Here is a 23623-nt window from a genome sequence, read left to right on the forward strand (position 1 = left end):
TCTCAGAACTGGATCACAAAACAGCGTCCAACGCATTCAAAAGCTGATCAATTTCCCGTTTCGATGTGTAATGCGTAAAGCTGACTCGCAAAACACCTTGACCCAGATCCACACCCATGGCCTGCAAAGGACGCACGGCATAGAAATCTCCGCCACCGGCCATAACCCCATGCGAGGCAAGACTGGCAGCAACAGATTCAGCATTTCGGTTCAGCGCCAGCGCGACCGTTGGCGCACGCCGCGAGGCATCAGAGGTTCCGATCAGACGGGCTGCATTACGATCTTTAACCGCATCCAGAACCGGTTGTAGCAGGGCGATCTCGTGCCCGCGCATCAGGTCGTGGACAAACGCTCCCCGCGCTGCAGCACCAGTTCCGGGTCCGTCATGATGTTCGCATAATAGATCGACGTAATCCGCCATGCCCGCGCTGGCGGCGATCTGTGCGTGATCCGGCCCTGCAGGGGTAAATCGTTGATAAAGAACATCGCCGTTGAAATAGTGCCCCTGATTGGGCAACAGCTCCCCCAATGCCCGGCGGATCACCATGCATCCCTGATGAGGACCATAGGTTTTATACGCCGAAAACAGATAGATATCCGGTCCCAGATCACCGACATTCGGAAATCCATGCGGCGTGTAAGAGACACCGTCGACGCAGACAAACGCGCCTGCCGCATGTGCAATCGCAGTTATCTCGGTAACCGGATTGATTTCCCCGACCACGTTCGAACAATGCGGAAAACAGACCAGACGCACCTTTTCGTCCAGAATGTCCTCAAGATCCTGCGGGTTCAGAGACCCGGATTCGGGGTCTATCTGCCATTCGCGAACCTCTATGCCCTCATCAGCAAGACGGCGCCAAGGCCCCGAATTGGCCTCATGATCTTGATTTGTCACGACAATCGCATCACCCGGCTGCATCCACTGTCGGAATGCCTGCGCCAGAACATAGGTGTTCTGCGTGGTCGACGGGCCAAAGCTCAGTTCATCTGCATCCACACCCATGATCGCAGCCATTCGGGCGCGGGCCTCGTCCATTTCCTCTCCGGCCAGACGGCTGGCATCATAGGGGGCATAGGGCTGTACCTTGCGCTGGGTGTAATAGCGCGTCAAACGATCAAGCACCGGCTTGCAAGTATATGATCCACCAGCATTTTCGAAAAATGCCTGCCCCTGCAGGCTGGGTTCGGAAAAAGCCGGAAACTGCGACCGAACGAAATTGATATCCAGAGTGCTCATGGCACGTGCCTCCTTGATCATGCTTGCCTATCCAAGAGGTGCCCGAGCATGATTTCGGAACCCTCAGAAATCATGGCAGGTCTTCCAGCCCAGCCGACACGTTCAGGTGCCCGCAGAACCTGCGCCTTTGCCGCGCAAGTACGCCGACAAATTGCCCACAGCTTTTGCCATCGTCAAGAACACTGTGCCCTGAACCAAAGAAAAAGCCGGGCAACCATGCCCGGCCTTGAAAATGAGTATCGTTCGGGTGTCAGCCCTGAACTTTTGTGTAGGTTCCCTCACCGGCCAGGATACCGCGGAAACCGCCCGGCTCATCCAATCCGAATACGATCAGAGGCAGGTTATTGTCGCGCGCTAGCGCAATGGCCGATGCATCCATGACTTTCAGCCGCTTTGCCAACACGTCATCGTAGCTGACCGAGTCATAACGCACCGCATCCGCATGTTCTTTGGGGTCTTTGTCATAGACACCGTCCACGCCGTTCTTACCCATAAAGATCGCCTCGCAAGCCATCTCATTGGCGCGCAGTGTCGCTGCGGTATCTGTGGTGAAATACGGATTCCCTGTTCCAGCGGCAAAGATGCAGACCCGTTTCTTTTCCAGATGCCGCACAGCGCGGCGGCGGATGTAAGGCTCGCAAACCTCATCCATACGAATGGCCGAGATCACACGAGTAAATACGCCAACCTCCTCAAGCGCCGATTGCATGCCAAGCGCATTCATGACCGTAGCCAGCATACCCATGTAATCCGCCGTCGTCCGTTCCATCCCCTGGGCTGAACCGCTGAGGCCGCGGAAGATGTTGCCACCGCCGATGACCATGCAGATCTCGACCCCAAGGTCATGCACCGACTTTACCTCTTGCGCGATGCGCTGAACGGTGGGGGGATGCAGGCCAAAACCCTGATCTCCCATCAGCGCCTCGCCCGAAATCTTCAGCATCACACGGCTGTATTTCGCCTTGGTCGTATCGACAGTGTCGGTTGTGGGGGAAAGGGTCATATTGCGCTCCGGGCTGGCACGGGTTTAATTCCGGCGCAAAATGAAGCAAAAGCTCCGCAGGTTCAATGCGGATGATGAGGAATGAGGCAACCTGAATGGCCAATGCCGAGATGACGCAGTTTTGGGACCGCCTTCCCCCTATTCCTGACGACAAACCCGTCTTGATCGCCGGGCCCACCGCATCGGGGAAATCAGCATTGGCGCTGAAGATCGCCGAAACGTTCGGCGGCGTGATCGTCAATGCAGATGCAAGCCAGGTTTATGATTGCTGGCGCGTGATCTCGGCGCGTCCCTCCGCCGAGGAAGAAGCCCGCGCGCCGCATCTGCTTTATGGTCATGTGCCTTATGATCAGGACTATTCGACTGGCCACTGGTTGCGCGAGGTCAAGCCATTGCTGTCCGGCGGTAAGCGCCCCATCATTGTGGGCGGTACAGGTTTGTATTTTTCTGCCCTGACCGAAGGTATGGCCGATATCCCGGCGACTCCGACCAAAGTTCGGGCTGCCGCGGATCAACTGGACCTAGCTACACTGATTGATGGGGTCGATGCTAAAACCCTGGCCGGGATTGACACCCGGAATCGCGCCCGCGTTCAACGTGCGTGGGAAGTTCAGCAAGCCACCGGGCGCAGCTTGCGGGACTGGCAAGCCGACACCCCTCCTCCGGTCCTGAACCCGCAAGACGCCGTGCCCATTGTGTTTGATGTCGACAAAGAATGGCTATTGGATCGGATCAGGCGCCGGTTTGACCTGATGCTGGAAAGTGGTGCTTTGGAAGAAGTTGAGGCGATGCGAAACCGGTATGACGCCTCGCTGCCGTCTTTCAAGGCCATCGGCGTTCCCGAGTTGGTAGCCTATCTTGAAGGCCGTATCACACTGGATGACGCGCGCGAGCGTGCCACAATCTCGACCCGTCAATTTGCCAAACGTCAGCGCACGTGGTTTCGCGCACGCATGAGAAACTGGATTCGCGCTGATTTATCAAAGTGATACTTAAGGTCGTTACAAACACATTTTCAAGACAACAGCCGCAGGTTCGAAGTGATCGAATCTGATTGGCGGTCACTTATTTGAATTACCCGGAGCACAGATTAAGCATCCGCGATGACGGAAACTTCGGCCTCAAAATGTCGCTTTTGTGCAGTTGATGACGATTTCCGACATTGACCTCATGGGAAATCTGGTGCCGAATGACGCCATGGGGATGCTGCATATCCAAAAAAAAACACACGAACCTGCTGCCTGACACCAACCGGTCTGAGCGGTTCAGAGCTACTTCATCAAAATCGATGTCACAGGGAGAGACATTAATGAAACACCAAACCATTACCGGAGCGCCGATCCATCGTGCCGCGGAAATGCACGCGCAAGAGTACCGCGACGGGCAACTAAGCCGCCGCGAGTTTTTGGCGCGCGTGACGGCATTGGGGGTTACCGTCCCCGCCGCCTATGGAATGATCGGCCTGGCGTCTCCGGCACAAGCACAAGAGCCACCGCGCGGTGGAACTATCCGCTATCAGATGGAAGTGCGCGCCCTGAAAGATCCACGTACTTATGACTGGACGCAAATTGCGACCTTCACGGCTGGATGGCTGGAATATCTGGTCGAATACAACAATGACGGTTCGTTCAAGCCGATGTTGCTGGAAAGCTGGGAATCCAACGATGACGCGACTGAGCACACGCTGAACGTTCGCAAAGGCGTCAAGTGGAACAACGGTGATGACTTCACCGCAGCGGATGTCGCCCGCAACATCGAAATGTGGTGTGACGCGGCAGTCGAGGGGAACTCGATGGCATCGCGCATGTCATCCCTGGTTGACGAGGCAACCCAGAAAGCGGGTGAAGGTGCAATCACTGTGGTCGATGATCACACGGTCAAGCTGACTTGCAACACGCCCGATATCACGATCATTCCTGGTATGGCCGACTACCCCGCAGCCATCGTGCACAGCAGCCACGATCCCAACAATATGCTGGCCAACCCGATTGGCACTGGCTTCATGATCCCTGAAAGCCACGAAGTGGGCGTAAAGGGTGTACTGGTCCGCAATGAAGAGCACGACTGGTGGGGATATGCTGCGGGCAAAGGTGGCTATATCGATCGGATCGAATTCATCGACTACGGCACCGACCCTGCGGCCTTCCTGGCTGCTTATGAGGCCGAAGAGATCGACATGAACTGGGAGTCGGTCGGCGAATTCGTAGACATCTTTGACAGCATCGGCCTGACACGGTCCGAGATTCCATCGGGCTTTACAATCGTCATCCGCCCGAACCAGCTGGCCGAAGATGCCGACGGCAACAAGATCTACGCCGACAAACGTGTGCGGCAGGCCCTGGCCATGGCCGTCGACAACGCCGTCTGCCTGGAGCTGGGCATGTCGGGATACGGCATTCCTGCCGACAACTGCCATGTTGGCCCGATGCACCCGGAACATGATTCCGCTGTAACCCGCCTGCCCTTTGATCCCGCAGCGGCCAAAGCGCTGATGGACGAGGCCGGAATGGGTGACTTCGAGCATGAGGTTCAGTCGATCGACGACGACTGGCGCCGCAACACGACCGCGGCCGTGGTAGCTCAGTTGAACGATGCTGGCATCAAGGCACGTCATACGGTTCTTCCGGGTTCGACCTTCTGGAACGACTGGACGAAATACGCCTTCTCGTCGACCAACTGGAACCACCGCCCGCTGGGCACGCAGGTTCTGGCGCTGGCCTACAAATCGGGCGTAGCCTGGAACGAGGCTGGTTTCGCCAATGACGAGTTCGACGCGCTTCTGGCCGAGGCAAACTCGATCGCGGATGTCGACAAGCGTCGCGAAGTCATGGCCAAGCTGCAGGCGATCATGATCGAAGAAGGCGTGACCATCCAACCCTATTGGCGGACGGCGATGCGTCACCACCGGGACAATATGGTTGGGGTTGAAAAGCACATCGCCGACCTGCCACAAATCTATAAGTTCGGCGTTCTTTCCTAAGCCGACAGATACAAGCCGCGCCGATTGGGCGCGGCTTTTTCGTCCGTATCGTGGCGACCAAAAAACAGCGAAGTGTGGGGCTTTTGACACCTGCACTGGCCACCAACAGGGGCTAATATGGGACTATTCATTCTAAAGCGTGTCGGCATCATGCTCATCACAGCTTTGTGCCTGACATTCTTGGTCTTCTTCCTCACCAACCTGTATCCGAACCTCGAAAAGCTTGCGAAAACGCAGGGCAATTTTCGGATGTCCGACGAACAGGTTGAAAGCTATCTTCTGAAAAACGGGTATCTGCAGCCGACGCCGATCAAATACGGCGAGTGGTTGGGCGTGCTGCCTTCCTATCGGCACACCAACGAAGACGGCAGCATACAAGGAAGATGTATCCTGCCCGGTGAAACCGCCGAAACCTCGCCAAGTTTCTGCGGCATCCTGCAGGGATACTGGGGATACTCCTCGGTTTTCAAAGAGGAAGTTTCGAAAGTTGTTGGCACCCGGCTGGCCCTGACCGGTCGGCTGATGCTTTGGGTTATGTTGCTGATGGTCCCTTCGGCTCTGATCCTTGGAGTTCTGGCAGGTATGAAGGAAGGATCGGCCACCGACCGGACCCTTTCAACCTTTGCCATCACCACAACCGCGACGCCGGAATATGTGTCGGGCGTGATCTTCATCGCGATTTTCTCTTCATCTGCGGTGGGGTTGAAATGGTTCAAGGGCATTTCAACGCAGGCAATGGAAACGCCGACCTTTGAAAACTTCTTCCTCCCGGTGCTAACCATCTCGCTATACGGAATGGGCTATATCGCCCGCATGACCCGCGCCTCGATGACCGAGGTGATGACGTCGCAATACATCCGTACCGCGCGCCTTAAAGGGGTTTCCTTCCCGAATATCGTCATGAAGCACGCGCTGCGAAACGCGATGATTGCACCGTTCACAGTCATCATGCTGCAGTTTCCCTGGCTGCTGAACGGTGTGGTGATCGTCGAGACCTTGTTCCAGTACAAGGGCTTCGGCTGGGCACTGGTGGAGGCGGCTGGCAACAACGACATCCAGTTGCTGCTGGCGATCTCGGTCGTGTCGGTCTTTGTGGTGCTGGTAACGCAGCTGATCTCGGATATCGGCTATGTCTACCTCAACCCGCGCATTCGCATTTCGTAAGGAGGGACAGAACATGGAACCACTTACCTGGACCGGCTCTATCGCCATTCTGAACCCCTTGCTGATGATCGCACTGGTGGCGTTGGGGGTATCAATCATCGTCTGGATCTTGGGCAGCATCGTGTTGCCCGAAACGCCGGTCGTCGTGAATATCGACGGCACAATCAATGCAGATACCGGACTGCGCGGCCTGACGCAGATCGCGTTGAGGTACAGCTTTTTCGCCTGCGTCGCGCTGTGTCTGGCCTATGTGGTGCTTGGCATTTTGATGGGAACAAGCGCCGGGATCATCGGAGCGATCTCGCGGCAGTTCTTACCTGTCTGGATGTCGCTGATCATTCTGTTTGCAATGTCGATCGCCTTCAAGCGCAAGCTTGGCCTATATGGCAAACTGTTTGACAGCCCCATCGGCATGATCGGTTTTGGCCTTGTGATGTTCTGGGTCTTTACCGGCATTTTTGGTGCGCTGGACCTGATCGTCACGCATGATCCGCTGGCGCAGGTTTCAGGTATGAAGAACAAGTTGCCCGGAACTCCAATGCCCAGCACTGAGGACGGAACATATTCCTGGTATCTACTGGGTGGGGACAATCTGGCCCGCGATGTGTTCAGCCGGATGGTCAAAGGGGCATGGATCGTTGTGCAGATCGCACCGATGGCAACCATATTTGCCTTCATGGTCGGGATTACTTTGGGCCTGCCTGCGGGGTTTTATGGCGGACGTCTGGACACGTTCCTGTCCTTCCTGGCAAACCTGATACTGGCCTTCCCGGTAATCCTGCTGTTCTATCTGCTGGTCACGCCCGAGATCGTGGCAACCGGTGTGCCGAACTATATGGCAGCCGTGTTGTTCGTCTTTCCGATCCTGTTTCTTTGCGTCCTGCTGAATTCGCGGTTCTATACGCGGCCCAATTTCCGCACACCTCTGCTGATCGGAGTGTTGGGCATCGCGATGTGGCTCTATCTATCTCTGATTTCAACAGACGGCTACATCATCGAAACCAACAGCTACAACATCTGGGGACTGCCCACCTATCTGGACCTGTTCAATATCCCCGGCGGCATTCTGGTCGTGTTCGTTTCGGTGGTTTTCGTGAACTCACCCACGGTATTCCGTATCGTGCGTGGCCTGGCGTTGGACATCAAAACCCGCGATTATGTTGCCGCAGCGCAAACCCGTGGTGAAGGTCCATGGTACATCATGCTTTGGGAAATCCTGCCCAATGCGCGCGGGCCGCTGATCGTCGACTTCTGTCTGCGCATTGGCTATACGACCATCCTTTTGGGAACCTTGGGATTCTTTGGCCTCGGGCTACCACCCGAAAGTCCCGATTGGGGGTCGACGATCAATGAAGGGCGCAAGCTCTTGTCGATCTATCTGCACCCTGCCCTGCCACCTGCGCTGGCGCTGTTGACACTGGTTCTTGGGTTGAACCTGTTGGCTGATGGCCTGCGCGAAGAAAGTCTGAAGGACTGATGTATGAGCGGCCGGGGGCCTGCCCCCGGACCCCCGAGGTATTTTTGGCCAGATGAAGGGGATCCCCGGGATCTGGTGAGGAGCAACACAGATGACCAAACTTGCGTCCTATGAGGGCCCGATATTGGAGATCGACAAGCTGTCGATTTCGTTTTTCACGCGGTTGCGCGAGATCCCTGCAGTGATGGATTTTTCGGTCAGCGTGCAGCCTGGTGAAGCTGTGGGGCTGGTTGGGGAATCGGGGTGCGGGAAATCCACCGTTGCGTTGGGCGTGATGCAGGATCTGGGCAAGAACGGGCGTGTTGTTGGCGGATCCATCAAGTTCAAGGGTCGTGACCTATCCGAGATGACGGCCGAAGAACTGCGCGATATTCGCGGCAATGAAATAGCCATGATCTATCAGGAACCTATGGCCAGCCTGAACCCCGCGATGAAGATCGGTCGGCAGCTGATGGAAGTACCGATGATCCACGAGGGCGTCAGCAAGGACGAGGCCTATGCCCGTGCGCTGGAAGTGGTCACCGATGTACGCCTGCCCGACCCTGAACGGATGCTGAATTCTTTCCCCCACCAGCTGTCGGGAGGCCAGCAACAGCGCATCGTGATCGCGATGGCGCTGATGTCCAAGCCATCGTTGCTGATCCTGGACGAGCCCACCACCGCGCTTGACGTGACCGTCGAGGCCGCGGTGGTCGAGCTGGTCAAGGATCTGGGCAAGAAATACGGCACCTCTATGCTGTTCATCAGCCACAATCTGGGGCTGGTGCTGGAAACCTGCGACCGGCTGTGCGTGATGTATTCCGGCGAAGCGGTCGAGCGCGGCTCGATCAAGGATGTGTTCGACGAAATGCAGCACCCCTATACGCAGGCGCTCTTCCGGTCGATTCCACTGCCGGGTGCGGACAAGAACGCGCGCCCGCTGGTGGCCATTCCGGGCAATTTCCCCCTGCCCCATGAGCGCCCTTCGGGCTGCAACTTTGGCCCACGCTGCGACTATTTCGAGGAAGGTCGCTGTGACGCGCAGAACATTCTGATGGAGGCCGTGCCAGGCAATGACCGGCATCATACCCGCTGTCTGAAATTTCAGGAGATCGACTGGAACGCGCCCATCACCCTGGCCGAGCAAAAGGAAAAAGGTGAGATTGGCCGCGTTGTTCTGAAGATGGAAAATCTCAAGAAATACTATGAGGTTGCGGCAAATGCATTGTTTGGCGGCGGTGAAGCGAAGGTAGTCAAAGCAAACGAAACTCTGAGCTTTGAGGCGCATGAATCCGAGACACTTGCAATTGTGGGCGAATCCGGCTGCGGCAAATCCACCTTTGCCAAAGTTCTTATGGGGTTGGAGACGGCAACGGACGGGCAGATCCTGCTGGACAACCGCAATATCGAGGACGTGCCCATCGAAGAGCGCGACGCCAAGACGGTGGGCGAGGTTCAGATGGTGTTCCAGAATCCGTTCGACACGTTGAATCCTTCGATGACCGTGGGCCGTCAAATCATCCGCGCTCTGGAAATCTTTGGCGTCGGTAAGTCCGAGGCCGAGCGCAAGAAGCGGATGCTCGAACTGTTGGACTTGGTGAAACTGCCCCGCGCCTTTGCCGAGCGGATGCCGCGACAGCTATCGGGCGGGCAGAAACAACGTGTCGGCATCGCCCGCGCCTTTGCCGGGGATGCGCGGATCGTGGTGGCGGATGAGCCGGTCTCGGCGCTGGATGTATCGGTGCAGGCGGCGGTAACCGACCTGCTGATGGAGATCCAACGCGAGCACAAAACCACACTGCTGTTCATCAGCCACGACCTGTCGATCGTGCGCTATCTCAGCGACCGGGTGATGGTGATGTATCTGGGCCATGTGGTCGAGCTGGGCACCACTGATCAGGTGTTTGCACCGCCCTATCACCCCTATACAGAAGCCCTGCTGAGCGCGGTCCCCATCGCCGATACATCGGTCGAGAAGCAGCACATCGTCTTGGAAGGCGACATCCCATCAGCGATGAACCCGCCTCCTGGCTGTCCGTTTCAGACCCGCTGTCGCTGGAAATCCGAAGTCCCCAACGGTCTTTGCGAAAGAGATGTCCCACCCGTGAAAACCCTGGCAGACGGTCATCAGGTCAAATGCCATCTGGCAGACGACATCCTGGCACGTATGGAACCCGTCATAAAAATCGCCGCAGAGTGAGGGCGTGAGAACACCAAAGGCGTCGGAGAGCTTCCGGCGCCTTTTTCAAACCAAACAAGCTTGGCCAGCCATTCTTAGAATGCGCTGCCGGGCTTAACCGCCCCAAATCACCTTCACGTAATTCTGGGTTTCCTTGTAGGGTGGTACGCCGCCGTGTTTTTCAACAGCCTGAGGTCCGGCGTTATAGGCGGCCAGCGCAAGCCGCCAGGATTTGAACTTGCGGTATTGCCAGGACAGATACCGGGCCCCACCTTCAAGATTCTGTTTCGGGTCGCGCGGGTTCACGCCCAATAATTGCGCGGTCCCGGGCATCAACTGGGCCAGACCCAACGCGCCTTTATGTGACACGGCATGCGGATTCCATCCACTTTCCTGCTGAACAAGGCGCAGGAACAGCTCTTCGGGAACATCGTGTTTACGAGCCGCTTGCCGCGCCATCGTCAGGTACTCACCCCGATAGTTGCCGGAATATCGCTTACTGAATTGTGATTGAGGCGTCTTAGGCTTCAACCGATCTGAATCGCGGTACTGGGTGGCCGCACGGCCGTCCAAATATTTGGATTGCTTCAGAAAGATGTCCTTACGGCTTTTGGTAGACAGCGTATCCGCCGCAGCGAGTCCACAGGTCAACGCAAAGCATAGAACCGATAAAAAACAAAATCTGAAACGCATTAATGCCTGTCCCGCACTGTCACGAACCCGAGTGAGTATATGTATTTCAGCCAATAATGAAAGCATGGTAAATTTTCTACGTGCAAACTCCCGACCAGTTCATTTCTCATGATCCATGTTCCAACCATGGTTCAGGGCGTATAGGGTCTCAGAAATACACAGCGCCAGATTCGGGCGCACTCAAGTCAGTTAAGAACGGGGAAATACATGGCGGGTTCTGTCAACAAGGTCATTCTGGTGGGAAATCTGGGGCGTGATCCCGAGGTACGGTCGTTCCAGAACGGTGGCAAGGTCTGCAATCTGCGCATCGCCACTTCCGAGACCTGGAAAGACCGCAACACCGGCGAACGCCGCGAGCGGACAGAATGGCACTCGGTCGCGATTTTTTCAGAACCATTGGCCCGCATTGCCGAGCAATATCTGCGCAAGGGCAGCAAAGTTTATATCGAAGGTCAGCTGGAAACCCGCAAGTGGCAGGATCAGTCCGGTCAGGACCGCTATAGCACTGAGGTGGTTTTGCGCCCCTATCGCGGCGAACTGACTTTGCTGGATGCGCGTGGAGAAGGCGGCGGCGGTGGCGGTGGTCAATCCGGCGGTTACGGTGGCGGCCAGGCAGGTGGTGGCTATGGTGACCCCTATGGCGGACAATCCAGCACCCCGGCACCCGCGTCTGGTGGAATAGACGACGACGAGATTCCGTTCTAAGCACACCGGAGACACATCATGACATGGTCCTTCTCGCTCGGCCGACTTTTGGGGTCGGAACTGAAGGTCCATGTCACCTTTTTCCTCTTGTTGGCATGGGTTGGATTCGCTGCCTATTCTACCGGAGGGATGCAGGCCGCGATCGGGAATCTGATTTTCGTGCTTGCCCTTTTTGCATGTGTGGTCGCGCATGAGTTTGGTCATGCGCTGATGGCGCGGCGCTATGGCATAAAAACTCCGGACATTACTTTATTGCCGATCGGCGGTCTTGCCCGATTGGAACGGATGCCAGAGAACCCCATGCAAGAGGTATCGGTGGCTTTGGCCGGTCCTGCGGTAAACGTCGTCATCTGGATCATCCTCGTCTTTTTGGGCGCAGGAATGCCATTTGAAACACTCGCCAATATTGATTCACCCGAGACCGGGCTTTTGAACCGCCTCGCCTATGTGAACCTTCTTCTGGCTGCCTTTAATCTCATCCCCGCATTCCCGATGGATGGTGGACGCGTTTTTCGCGCACTGCTCTGCCTGAGGATGGATCGGGTCAAGGCCACGCGCATTGCCGCATTTGCCGGTCAGATAGTGGCGGTAGGATTGGGGTTTCTGGGGCTAAGCACAGGCAATCCGTTGTTGGTTCTGATCGCGGTTTTTGTATTCGTTGCCGCCAATGCAGAAAGCCAGGACGTCGCAATGCGATCAGTGGCGCGTCAGGTTCTGGCCCGCGACGCCATGATCACCGAGTTTCACGCCCTATCGCCAAGCGACACGCTTGCGACCGCCGCTCAAGCGGTCATTCACACCACTCAGCATGAATTTCCATTGTTGGATGCAACAGGGAAACTGCAGGGCTTTGTTACGCGCGACCGGCTGTTTGCTGCTCTCGCCAAAGATATTCCCCGGTCAGAATTGGCCAGTTCAATCATGGTTGAGGATATCCCGACAGTGACCCTGAGCAGCGGATTGGAAGCGGTTCTGAAACAGTTCCACGGGGGTGCCCCCGCAGTTGCCGTCTGCACGCGGTCAGATCAAATGGTCGGCTATATTACCCGTGAAAATATTGGCGAGTTAATGATCATTCGCGGACGTTGATCAACCCAGCGCGTCCTTGAGGACACTCAAAACCGCATCCCGCGCAACATCCGACGTGACAAATGCCTGCCCGATGCCTCGGGCTAGAATGAAACGCAGTTGGCCATCGATAACCTTCTTGTCCTGCGCCATCAGCTCGACCAGCGCTTCGGCGTCGGGCAAATCCCCGTGGATATCGGAAATGTCGGTTTTCATGCCCATCGCACGCAGATGTGCCCGAACCCGGCTTGGGTCCTCTTGCGAACATAATCCAAGTCGCGCCGACAGTTCGAATGCCAGTGCGCATCCAATCGCAACGCCTTCTCCATGCAGCAAACGATCAGAATACCCGGTAGCAGCCTCAAGCGCATGACAGAACGTATGCCCGAGATTCAGCAGGGCGCGATCCCCTTGCTCGGTCTCATCACGAGCGACGATGTCGGCTTTCATCTGAACGGATCGGGTGACGGCCCGAACCCGCGCGGCCATATCCCCGCCCGAGACATCGGGGCCATGGCCCTCGAGCCATTCAAAGAATGCCGCATCCCCCAACAGCCCGTATTTTACGACCTCACCATAACCGGACAGGAAATCCCTGTCGGTCATTGTGCCCAGAACCGAAGTATCCGCCAGCACCAGTGAGGGTTGATGAAATGCGCCAATCAGGTTCTTGCCCTGCGGTGCGTTGATCCCGGTTTTGCCGCCGACCGAACTGTCGACCTGCGCTAGCAGCGAAGTTGGTATCTGAACAAACCGTACGCCCCGGCGCAAAACGGCCGCGGCAAATCCTGCGAGATCACCTATAACCCCACCTCCGAACGCAACCACCACGTCACGCCGCTCGATTTTCTCGGCTAACAACCATTCGACCGCACGCTCAAAATGCGGCCAGCTTTTGGTGGCTTCGCCCGCGGGCAGCGCCAATGCGGACATTTCGATCCCTGCGCTGGCCAACCCATCCCGCAACGCGTCAAGATGCAGGCTCGCCACGTTTTCATCGGTCAGAACCGCTACTTTGGGTCGCGGCAGCAAAGGCGCTATGCGCTGACCGGCCTGCATCAGCAGATCGGGGCCGATCTCAACATCATAGGACCGATCCCCAAGCTCAACATGTACGGTTTGGTGCATCTATTTCCGTTCCAAAACATCAGGTCGCGTCATCAGAGCTTTGACGACACGCTCTACCATATCTTCAATCGAGACATCCCCGTCGGACGAAACCGCCAGATCGGCGCGTTCATAGATCGGAACACGCTGATCGTACAATGCACGAAGGGTCGCGAACGGGTTTTCGGTGCGCAAAAGCGGGCGCGTATCCTTGTGGCGAACGCGGTTCCACAACACACCCAAATCGGCGCGCAACCAAACGGACACCCCGCGTTGAGTGATCATGTCGCGGTTTTGTTCGGTCATAAAGGCACCGCCGCCGGTAGAAAGGATACCTTTTTCCTCGACCAAAAGCCGCCCGATGACCTGGCTTTCCTTGCTGCGAAAAAAGGCTTCGCCATCACGCTCGAATATCTCGGGGATGGTCATGTTGGCCGCTGATTCGATTTCGGCATCGCTATCGAGGAAAGGAACCTGCAACCGAGCGGCCAATGCGCGGCCTACGGCGGTCTTTCCGGCCCCCATCATACCTACAAGCACCACTGTTTTGTGCAGTGTATAGTCCGAAACGGCAGATGCCGCATGGGTGTTATGCTTAATTTCGCTCATTTCATCGTGAATGACGTGATCTTAGGAAAAATGCCAGTTATAACTTGGTCAAAAGAGAAAATTGAGGCAGCGTTTGACCATGGGCCGTCTGATCAAGTTCCTGATATATCTGATTTGCCTGTGTTTCATCGGGCTGGTGGGATATGTCTACCTGGGTGAGTTTTTTGGTGCAGATTTCTCTGCGCCGCAAAGCGAGGTCAGGGAGCCGGTAATACTGAATGTCGAATAAAGTGGCGGTGGTTGCACTGTTTCTTGCAGGAACAGCGCAGGCGCAGCAGGAACCCCTTTCTGTTATTGAATGGCTGGCCAATCCTCCGGAAAACCTTCCGGGGACGGTTTTGCTTGAGCCACCCGTGGCGCAGCCCGGCGGTCAGCCCGATGTTCTTGTGACCCCGCTTCAGGCATTGTCACAACCCCTGGGCCTGGTTGCTTCGACTGTCACAGGATTGCCTGTCGACATGTGGCAGAACAGCGATCCCCAACGCCTGTCCGAACTGATCGAAAGCGTCCCGGTCAAGTACAACCCTGCAATGCAGCGTTTGCTGTTCACGTTGCTTTTAACCGAAGCTCGGGCACCGACGTCCAGTAAAGGGGAAGAGATTTTGCTTTTGGCGCGGCTCGACCGCCTCATGCATCTTGGCGCTGCGGACCCCACGCAATCATTGGTACAGCTGGCAGGCCCGACGAACAGTCTTGACCGATTTCAACGCTGGTTCGACGCCACCCTTCTGACCGGGGATGAAGATCGCAGTTGCACGGCGCTGATTGCTCAGCCGCATTTGTCACGGGACTATGCCGCTCAGATTTTCTGCAAGGCCCGGCGTGGGGATTGGGACTCGGCCGCTCTCACGCTTGAGGCAGCCCATGCCCTACAGGTTCTGGCACCACAAGAGCTGGAGGTTCTGGACAGGTTTCTAAGCCCTGAACTGTACGAAGACGCCGAGTATCTGCCGCAACCGGACGACCCCTCGCCCCTGATGTTCCGCTTGTTCGAAGCTATTGGCGAACGTTTGCCCTCGGCTGCTTTGCCCCGCGTCTTCGCAAATGCGGATCTGCGGGATGTTGCGGGCTGGAAGGCTCAGGTCGAAGCCGCGGAACGGTTGACACGCGTTGGGGCGCTAACGCCAAATCAACTGCTGGGGCTCTATACAGAACGGTCTCCGGCTGCGTCTGGAGCCGTATGGGACCGGGTATCGTCGATACAGCGGTTCGAAAATGCACTTGATTCTGGCAATTCGGCAAAGATCGCCAAAGCTCTGCCGGTGGTTTGGAACCAGATGCGCAATATCGGCCTGGAAGTGCCATTCGCTGAACTTTTCGCCGGGCGCCTCTCTCAGGTCAAACTACAGAAACCCGCGGCCGAGGATCTGCGGTGGCGCATTCTGTTGCTGTCAGATCTATATGAAACAGCGGCGTTGTCGGCTCCGGACAATTCTGAAGAAAGTCAGTTTCTGGCTGCGCTGGCTCAGGGTGATCCGGGGCGCGCGCCCTCCCCTTCGCCGCTGGCGGATGCCATCGCAGAGGGGTTTGCATGGGCGGCGCCGGTGCCAACCGATATCAGCAACATGCTGGACGAAGGCCGCCTCGGTGAGGCGCTTCTGGAGACGATGGTGCTGTTTGCCCATGGATCGCGGGGAAACCTGGTCGACCTGACAGCAGCCATGGCAACCCTGCGCCGGGTCGGTCTAGAAGATACCGCGCGCCGCGCCGCGCTGAACCTGCTGATCCTGCAGGGCAGGTGACCATGACGTCTCCGGGCTCTGACGAAATCTGGATTTCGATCTTTCTGGAAGCACAGGCCGCCGAGTTAGGCGCTGCCCAAAATACGCTTGTTGCCTATGGCCGCGATCTCAAGGATTTTTCGGCCTGGCTGCGGCGCCGGAAAATTGGGTTTGCCGAGGCCGACGCCAAGCAGGTTGAGGATTACCTGATCAGTTGCGACGCACAGGGATTGGCTCAATCCACCCGCGCGCGCCGTTTGTCTGCTATAAAACAGATTTATCGGTTCGCATTCGAGGAAGGTTGGCGTTCGACAAACCCCGCGATCAAGATCAAAGGCCCAGGACGGCCAAAGCGGCTGCCGAAAACTCTGGATGTATCCGAGGTGGACCAGTTACTGGCTGCTGCGCGCGAAAGCGGGCGAAACAACATCGAAAAGCTGCGCAATACCTGTCTGATGGAAATCCTGTATGCCACCGGGATGCGTGTCACTGAACTGGTATCGTTGCCGGTGTCATCGGCGCGCGGCGATCCGAGGATGCTCTTGGTATTGGGAAAAGGTGGCAAAGAGCGGATGGTTCCACTGTCCCCACCGGCTCGACAGGCGCTTTCGGCATGGTTGGCGGCTCGGGATGAGACTGACGAAAAGCGTGTTTCAAAGGGTGGGCAGAGTTCCCGATTTCTTTTTCCCTCACGTGGCAAGGCCGGGCATCTGACTCGGCATATGTTCTATCATCTGATCAAGGAACTGGCGGTTCACGGTGGGGTCTCGCCCGAAAAGGTTACACCGCACACCTTGCGTCACGCTTTTGCGACACATCTTCTTGCCAACGGTGCCGATTTGCGATCGATTCAAACATTGCTTGGTCACGCGGATGTGGCGACCACAGAAATCTATACTCATGTCCTGGAAGAACGGCTGGCTGAACTGGTGTTGCAGCATCACCCATTAGCTAAAGATCCAGTTGAAAAGGGCTAACTCCTTGATCCAGTCAAGCCGCGCCCCCATAACAGACGCAGAAACACAAGCAGCTAAGGACCGATGGAACCCTCAACTTCTCTGATCGACGGCACATTCTGGCTTACGTCCGGTGCCATATTGCTATTGCTCTTCTTATCGGGGTTTTTCTCGGGTTCTGAAACGGCTCTGACGGCCTCGTCACGCGGCAAGCTGCGGGCGCAGGCGGACAAAGGGTCGCGCGGGGCGCAGAAGGCGCTGGACATCACCGACGACAACGAACGGCTGATCGGATCGGTTTTGCTGGGCAACAACCTGGTCAACATTCTTGCGGCCTCGTTGGCCACAGCGATGTTCACGCGCCTCTTTGGCGAAAGCGGCGTAGCATTGGCAACCCTGGTCATGACCTTGCTGGTTCTGATCTTTGCTGAAGTTTTGCCCAAGACCTATGCCATAACCAATTCGGAAAAAGCGGCATCCGCCGTTGCTCCGATCATCAGCGTGGTTGTCACCCTATTCTCACCGGTCGTTTCGGCCGTACGCCTATTGGTACGGGGAGTTTTACGCCTGTTCGGTGTACAGATCGACCCGGACAGCAACATTCTGGCCGTGCGCGACGAAATCGTTGGGGCCCTGCATCTGGGCCATTCCGAAGGCGTGGTCGAGAAGGAAGACCGTGACCGTATTCTGGGCGCCTTGGATCTGGGTGAACGCGCGGTTGAAGAGATCATGCTCCATCGTTCGAATATCGAGATGGTTGATGCGGATGACGCTCCCGAGGCGATCCTGAAACAATGCCTTGAAAGCCCCCATACACGCCTGCCTGTCTTTAGGGACGAACCAGAAAACATCGTTGGGGTTGTTCACGCCAAAGACCTGTTCCGCGCTATGTATGCCCATGCAGGAAGCAGCGAACGTGAAAACAACCGATTGAAAGAGTTCGATGTCTCAAAGGTAGCGAACGCCCCTTATTTTGTGCCTGAAACGACCACTCTGGACGATCAGATGCGGGAATTCCTGCGGATGCATAGCCATTTTGCGCTGGTGGTCGACGAATATGGTTCACTCAGGGGACTGATCACGCTTGAAGATATCCTCGAAGAAATCGTCGGCGAGATTGCTGATGAGTTTGACATTGATGAGGACGTCCCGGTAACGCGAACCGAAGACGGCCAGTACCTTGTTGAAGGCGCCATGACGATCCGCGATGTAAACCGCGCGATGGAATGGTCTTTGCCCGACGAAGAGGCCAATACCGTGGCCGGTCTGGTCATCCACGAAGCGCAGATGATCCCGATCACGGGACAGGTATTCTCGTTCCACGGTTTCAGATTCGAAGTCGTCGCGCGCGAAGGCAACAGGATCACAGAGCTGAAGATCCGTCCACTCTGATCCTCTCGCCGCGACAGCCTATGTCGTGAACGGAACAGTATCCCTGGTTCTGCGATTGCAGGCTTTGACTATATCGCAAGGGGAGTCTGTGACGTGAAGACAACAACTCAGGTAGCTGTAATCGGTGGCGGCGTTGTCGGGTGTTCGGTTCTTTATCACCTGACCAAGCTGGGCTGGTCGGATGTGATGCTGCTGGAGCGGTCCGAATTGACCAGTGGCTCGACCTGGCACGCGGCGGGTGGTTTCCACACATTGAACGGCGACACTAATATGGCCGCACTGCAAGGCTATACGATCCGGCTGTATAAAGAGCTGGAAGAGATCACCGGCATGTCCTGTGGCCTGCACCACGTTGGCGGCATAACGTTGGCCGACGACCGCGACCGGTTTGACATGCTCCTGGCCGAACGTGCCAAGCACCGCTTTATGGGGTTAGAGACCGAAATCGTAGGCCCTGAAGAGATAAGGAAAATCGCACCGATCACCAATACCGACGGCATCATCGGCGCGCTCTATGATCCGCTGGACGGGCATCTTGATCCGTCCGGAACCACCCATGCCTATGCCAAAGCGGCGCGGATGGGCGGCGCAACAATCGAAACCCATTGCATGGTGCACGAAACAAATCAGCGCCCCGATGGCACCTGGGATGTGGTCACCAACAAGGGCACGATTCATGCCGAACATGTGGTCAACGCTGGTGGGCTCTGGGCGCGCGAGGTTGGCGCCATGGCCGGTGTCTATTTCCCGCTGCATCCGATGGAACATCAGTACCTGGTCACCGACTCGATCCCCCAAATTGAGGCACTTATCGACGCAGGTGGCGAACATCCCCATGTCATGGATCCCGCCGGCGAAAGCTATCTGCGGCAAGAGGGACGCGGTCTGTGCATCGGCTTTTATGAACAAACCTGCAGGCCCTGGGCTGTCGACGGCACCTCGTGGGATTTCGGTCACGAGCTTCTACCCGATGATTTCGATAAGATCACCGAAAGTATTGAATTCGCCTATCGCCGCTTTCCTGTTTTGGCCGAGGCTGGTGTGAAATCGGTGATCCACGGGCCGTTTACCTTTGCACCGGACGGCAATCCTCTGGTCGGGCCGGTTCCGGGGTTGCGCAACTATTGGTCGGCCTGCGGCGTGATGGCCGGGTTCAGCCAGGGCGGCGGCGTTGGTCTGACACTGGCGCAATGGATGATTGAGGGCGAGCCAGAGCGCGACGTCTTTGCGATGGACGTGGCGCGGTTCGGGGATTGGATCAGCCCGGGCTATACCCGTCCAAAGGTCATCGAGAACTATCAGAAGCGGTTCAGCGTTTCTTATCCGAACGAGGAATTGCCGGCAGCCCGCCCAGCCCGCACAACGCCGATGTATGATATCTTTACCGATCTTGGTGCTGTGTGGGGTCAGCAATACGGGCTTGAGGTGCCCAATTACTTCGCCCAGGGGGATGAACCCGGCTATGAAACGCCCTCGTTCCGCCGATCCAACGCATTCGATGCCACCGGGCGCGAAGTTCGGGCCGTGCGATCAGGTGTTGGCATCAACGAAGTGCACAATTTTGGCAAATACCGCATTGCTGGACCTGCTGCCCGCGATTGGCTGGATCGGATCATGGCGGGTCGAATCCCGAAACCGGGCCGCGTGTCGCTAACCCCGATGCTATCACCAAAGGGCAAGCTGATCGGTGATTTTACCGTTTCCTGTCTTGATGAGACCGAGTTCCGTCTGACCGCCTCCTACGGCTCTCAGGCGTTTCACATGCGCTGGTTCCTGCAAAATGCGCAGAATGGCGTGACTGTCGAAAACATCAGCGATCGGCAGAACGGGTTCCAGATCGCCGGTCCAAAAGCCACGCAGGTTCTGGCGGCCTGCACCCGTGATGACCTGAGCGGATTTCGGTTCCTCGATCTGCGCCGCATGACCGTTGGGATGACCGACTGCATCGTCCAGCGCGTCAGCTATACCGGCGATTTGGGGTACGAGATCTACTGCGATCCCATGGCACAAAGGCAGTTGTGGTGGACCTTATGGCAGGCCGGGCAAGAACGCGGCATCGTTCCATTTGGCATGCGCGCGATGATGAGCCTGCGTCTGGACAAGTTCTTTGGATCCTGGATGCGAGAATTCTCGCCTGATTACACAGCCGCGGAAACCGGTCTGGATCGGTTCATTTCATTCTCTAAGAACGCCGATTTCATTGGCCGCGCAGCTGCCGAGGCTGAACGCGCCTCTGGCCCTGCCCGTCGACTGGTTGCGTTCGAGGTTGATGCCGAGGACGCTGATGTCAACGCGTATGAGCCGGTTTGGCTGGGCGGAAAGGTCGCCGGGTTTTGCACTTCGGGTGGCTATTCACACTATGCAGGCAAGTCCTTTGCCATGGGGTTTCTACCAACAGACCGCGCTGCGGACGGGCTGGAAGCAGAAATCGAAATACTTGGCCAGTTGTGCAAGGCACGCGTGATCTCAGAACCGTTATTCGACGCCGATGGCGCGCGTATGAGGGGATGACACTGCTTTCATACGTCTGCATTGTCGGCGCATGACGCAAATACCCATCATCCTTCTGGCCGCCGGACAATCCCGGCGTATGCGAGGCGCAGATAAGCTGCTGCAAGAAATTGATGGCTGCCCGCTGCTGCTCCGTTCCGCCCAGACAGCACGGGCCGCATCGTCGGTTATTGTTGCCCTGCCGTCCAAGCCTCATCCCAGGTACGACGTGTTGCAGGGGCTGGACCTGCATCTGGTCGAAATCGCAGATGCGGTGGAAGGTATGAATGCCAGCTTACGAGGGGCTCTGTCCGCAGTTGGGCAAGAGGCCGAAGCCGTCATGGTTCTGCTAGCTGACCTGCCTGAAATCACTCTGGATGACCTTCAGACGCTGATCAAGGCAACTAAGGCGTATCCGGATAAGCTGATCTGGCGCGGGTCGACCGCGTCAGGACAGCCTGGCCACCCTGTGATCTTCAGCCGTCTCCTGTTCGATCAGATCAGCCGCCTGACCGGAGACGAAGGCGCACAATCTGTGGTTCGGGACCATCCGGACAAGGTCCATCTATGTGTGCTCCCCGGCCAACATGCCGTGCTGGATCTGGACACGCCCGAAGCATGGGATATCTGGACCAAAAATCGCAACAGTTAAAACGAGTACGGCCCGGTCAATGAAGACCGGGCCGGTTACCCAATTAAGGACTACCACTTTTCACTGATCCTGAAAGCGCGTCCAGAACACACTAGGCATTCCGAATATTCCGCAACCGAACCTAAACAAGACCCCCTCGTTAACATGCCGCTCAGCGCTTCCAGAGACTGTGACAAGCCGTTGGCACCCCCTAGTGCCGCCGACTTCCCTTCGCTTGGGCAAGACCATCGTCACCTATCAGATGCTCTCAAACAACGTAAAATTGGCCTAAACTTGCATTTTCTGATGTATCAGTTTGGTTTTTACGCAACATTTCTCTCAATGTGTTTCTACTATAGGTTGTTCGTCCGAGAAAATCTAAATGCAAGTACACTCCATTTATCACAGACCATATATATAACATGTTCATAATATGATATGTTTCCGGCAAATTCAGCCTATGACATCAGATCAACTCACAACCAATGGCTGTGTCATAAATCCATCAATTTCTGAGCGCTCGCTTTGTTTATCAAACAGATTTAATTCAACTAAAATCATCATTTGACTGCCGAACAGGCAACAATCCACCGATTCTCACCTTATGATTCGGAAGATTTCCGCGAATCTTTGCCACCCGACGCCGGGATAGAGCCTCTCGTTTGTGGCAAAATTAAGATTTATTAACCAACCAATCAGGAAAGTCACAGACTGATGCAGCATCTCTTGATCCAAGGCGCGGCCAGTGTCGCGTGCTTCAATCAGGAGACCAAAATGAGCATCCGTAAATCCTCTCTTCTTATGCCACGCACATCAAACTGGCTAGGCGTCTCAGCGCTGAGTGCGGCATTGTTGGCGACGACTGCCCTGCCCTCGAAAGCTGACGAAGCGCTGGCTGATTTAGTTGAGAGCGTGTCACCTTCTGTCGTGACCATCATCGCGGAACAAAACGCCGCCAAGGGCCCGAAAAATGGACAGCAGTTTGATTTCGAAGGCCAACCATTCGGTGAATTCTTCAAACGCTTTGGCGTGCCTGAAGGGTTCGATGCCCCCCGTCGTGGTCCTTCTCAGGGTTTGGGGTCAGGTTTTGTGCTGGATGAAGCCGGGTACATCATTACGAACCATCACGTGGTCGACGATGCCGCGACCGTGACCGTGCGCCTGAATGATGACCGAACTTTTGAGGCTGAGGTGATCGGTACCGACCCCTTGACCGATATCGCGGTTCTCAAGATCGACGCGGGCGAGCCACTTCAGGCCGTAGAGCTTGGCAATAGCGATGTAATCCGTGTGGGCGAGGATGTCGTCGCCATCGGGAACCCGTTTGGCCTCAGCTCGACCGTGACGACCGGGATTGTATCGGCCAAGGACCGCAATATTTCGCAGGGACCTTATGCCGAGTTCATCCAGACGGATGCGGCCATCAACAAAGGCAATTCCGGTGGCCCGCTGTTCAACATGGATGGTGAGGTTATCGGCGTGAACTCGGCCATCTATTCCCCGAGCGGTGGGTCGGTCGGGTTAGGTTTTGCCGTCACGTCGAACATTGTGGACCATATTGCCGCGGATCTGCGCGATGATGGCCAGGTCAGCCGCGGTTGGCTGGGTGTGTCAATCCAGAATGTCAGCCCTCAGATCGCTGCGGCGATGGGAATTGATGCCTCAAACGGCGCATTGGTTTCGGACGTTGTTGCCAACAGCCCTGCCGAAGGCATCCTGGAACAGGGCGACGTCATCCTGACCTTTAACGGCGAACCCGTCGCGTCCAGCAGCGACCTGCCGATCCTTGTCGGAACTACCAAGGTTGGAACAGAAAGCACGCTTACAGTTTTACGCAACGGCAGTGAGCAAGACATAAAGTTGACGATCGGACAGCATCAGTCCGCATCGGCCGAAATGGAAAAGTCAGTGGATGAAGGCATTTCGGGCACCGCCCTGGGCGTCACCGTTGCACCACTAACAGAAACCAACCGTGCGGAACTGGGCGTGGCCGAGAATATTGACGGTGTGATCGTCACGGACCTGAAACCGGACAGCCCTGCAGCCAAAGCCGGTCTTCAGCGTGGCGACGTGATCGTGAAGCTGGGCAACCAGGACACGGCCACTCCTGACGCGCTGAAAGACGCGCTGGACAGCGAAAAAACTGATCCCGCGCTTGTCCTGATCAACCGTGGCGGCAACCAGATCTTTGTTGCGGTGGAAATCGCCTGATCGAACACCTGCGCGCGC

19 protein-coding genes are annotated in these 23623 nt (G+C 56.5%); 14 read left to right on the top strand and 5 right to left on the bottom strand.

Translation table 11 applies throughout. The features are described from left to right. Positions 1-13: 13 nt before the first annotated feature. Both AC2FHW_RS01800 and pyrH read right to left on the bottom strand, forming a co-directional pair. Entirely contained in the window at positions 14-1240 is a 1227-nt protein-coding gene (locus AC2FHW_RS01800; protein ID WP_496677772.1) for an aminotransferase class V-fold PLP-dependent enzyme, read from the bottom strand. A 250-nt stretch (positions 1241-1490) separates the two neighbouring features. Then, positions 1491-2243 (bottom strand): UMP kinase, encoded by a 753-nt coding sequence (gene pyrH / locus AC2FHW_RS01805; protein ID WP_271946712.1) that lies wholly within the window; start codon positions 2241-2243, stop codon positions 1491-1493. Positions 2244-2338: 95 nt separating this feature from the next. Here pyrH and miaA point away from each other — a divergent pair, with 95 nt between their 5' ends. The 5 genes from miaA to AC2FHW_RS01830 all read left to right on the top strand — a co-directional run bounded on the left by miaA (position 2339) and on the right by AC2FHW_RS01830 (position 10043). Continuing rightward, on the top strand, positions 2339-3232 hold the full coding sequence (miaA, locus tag AC2FHW_RS01810; RefSeq protein WP_271946710.1) for a tRNA (adenosine(37)-N6)-dimethylallyltransferase MiaA: 894 nt from the start codon (positions 2339-2341) through the stop codon (positions 3230-3232). A 320-nt stretch (positions 3233-3552) separates the two neighbouring features. Further along, positions 3553-5223, top strand: coding sequence for an ABC transporter substrate-binding protein (locus AC2FHW_RS01815; protein ID WP_142634235.1), 1671 nt, complete (start codon positions 3553-3555; stop codon positions 5221-5223). 117 nt (positions 5224-5340) lie between these two features. Continuing rightward, positions 5341-6387, top strand: coding sequence for an ABC transporter permease (locus AC2FHW_RS01820; RefSeq protein ID WP_271946707.1), 1047 nt, complete (start codon positions 5341-5343; stop codon positions 6385-6387). Positions 6388-6400: 13 nt separating this feature from the next. Then, positions 6401-7864, top strand: a complete 1464-nt coding sequence (locus AC2FHW_RS01825; protein WP_142634239.1) for an ABC transporter permease — start codon at positions 6401-6403, stop codon at positions 7862-7864. Between the two features lie 91 nt (positions 7865-7955). Continuing rightward, complete coding sequence (locus AC2FHW_RS01830; RefSeq protein WP_271946703.1) at positions 7956-10043, top strand: dipeptide ABC transporter ATP-binding protein; 2088 nt, start codon at positions 7956-7958, stop codon at positions 10041-10043. Positions 10044-10136: 93 nt separating this feature from the next. Here AC2FHW_RS01830 and AC2FHW_RS01835 read toward each other — a convergent pair whose 3' ends face one another. Then, positions 10137-10715 (bottom strand): lytic transglycosylase domain-containing protein, encoded by a 579-nt coding sequence (locus AC2FHW_RS01835; RefSeq protein ID WP_496821346.1) that lies wholly within the window; start codon positions 10713-10715, stop codon positions 10137-10139. A gap of 207 nt (positions 10716-10922) precedes the next feature. On the opposite strand from AC2FHW_RS01835, the gene ssb reads away from it, so the two are divergent. After that, positions 10923-11420 (top strand): single-stranded DNA-binding protein, encoded by a 498-nt coding sequence (ssb, locus tag AC2FHW_RS01840; RefSeq protein WP_496821347.1) that lies wholly within the window; start codon positions 10923-10925, stop codon positions 11418-11420. A gap of 18 nt (positions 11421-11438) precedes the next feature. Then, a complete protein-coding gene (locus tag AC2FHW_RS01845) occupies positions 11439-12509 on the top strand; it encodes a site-2 protease family protein (protein WP_271946697.1) in 1071 nt (356 codons plus the stop codon). Here the strand turns inward: AC2FHW_RS01845 and aroB are convergent, their stop codons facing one another. Further along, positions 12510-13616: a 3-dehydroquinate synthase gene (gene aroB / locus AC2FHW_RS01850; RefSeq protein ID WP_496821348.1), complete on the bottom strand. Its 1107-nt coding sequence runs from the start codon at positions 13614-13616 to the stop codon at positions 12510-12512. Next, the gene (locus AC2FHW_RS01855) at positions 13617-14204 is read right to left on the bottom strand and encodes a shikimate kinase (protein WP_271946690.1); all 588 of its coding nucleotides are present in this window, start codon (positions 14202-14204) and stop codon (positions 13617-13619) included. A 79-nt stretch (positions 14205-14283) separates the two neighbouring features. Between AC2FHW_RS01855 and AC2FHW_RS01860 the strand changes: the two genes are divergently transcribed. The 7 genes from AC2FHW_RS01860 to AC2FHW_RS01890 all read left to right on the top strand — a co-directional run bounded on the left by AC2FHW_RS01860 (position 14284) and on the right by AC2FHW_RS01890 (position 23605). After that, positions 14284-14433, top strand: coding sequence for a hypothetical protein (locus AC2FHW_RS01860; protein WP_185956616.1), 150 nt, complete (start codon positions 14284-14286; stop codon positions 14431-14433). Next, the gene (locus AC2FHW_RS01865) at positions 14423-15946 is read left to right on the top strand and encodes a hypothetical protein (RefSeq protein WP_271946686.1); all 1524 of its coding nucleotides are present in this window, start codon (positions 14423-14425) and stop codon (positions 15944-15946) included. Before AC2FHW_RS01860 ends, AC2FHW_RS01865 begins: the two co-directional genes overlap by 11 nt. Positions 15947-15948: 2 nt before the next feature. Next, entirely contained in the window at positions 15949-16902 is a 954-nt protein-coding gene (locus tag AC2FHW_RS01870; protein WP_271946685.1) for a site-specific tyrosine recombinase XerD, read from the top strand. 63 nt (positions 16903-16965) lie between these two features. Further along, on the top strand, positions 16966-18273 hold the full coding sequence (locus AC2FHW_RS01875) for an HlyC/CorC family transporter (RefSeq protein ID WP_142634257.1): 1308 nt from the start codon (positions 16966-16968) through the stop codon (positions 18271-18273). Positions 18274-18366: 93 nt separating this feature from the next. Further along, entirely contained in the window at positions 18367-20784 is a 2418-nt protein-coding gene (locus tag AC2FHW_RS01880) for a GcvT family protein (RefSeq protein WP_496821349.1), read from the top strand. 31 nt (positions 20785-20815) lie between these two features. Then, the gene (locus tag AC2FHW_RS01885; RefSeq protein ID WP_496821350.1) at positions 20816-21415 is read left to right on the top strand and encodes a nucleotidyltransferase family protein; all 600 of its coding nucleotides are present in this window, start codon (positions 20816-20818) and stop codon (positions 21413-21415) included. Between the two features lie 753 nt (positions 21416-22168). After that, positions 22169-23605 carry a Do family serine endopeptidase gene (locus AC2FHW_RS01890; protein ID WP_496821351.1) on the top strand — a complete coding sequence of 479 codons (1437 nt, stop codon included), beginning with the start codon at positions 22169-22171 and terminating at the stop codon, positions 23603-23605. Positions 23606-23623 lie beyond the last annotated feature (18 nt).

The organism is Ruegeria sp. YTSA108 (assembly GCF_059610185.1).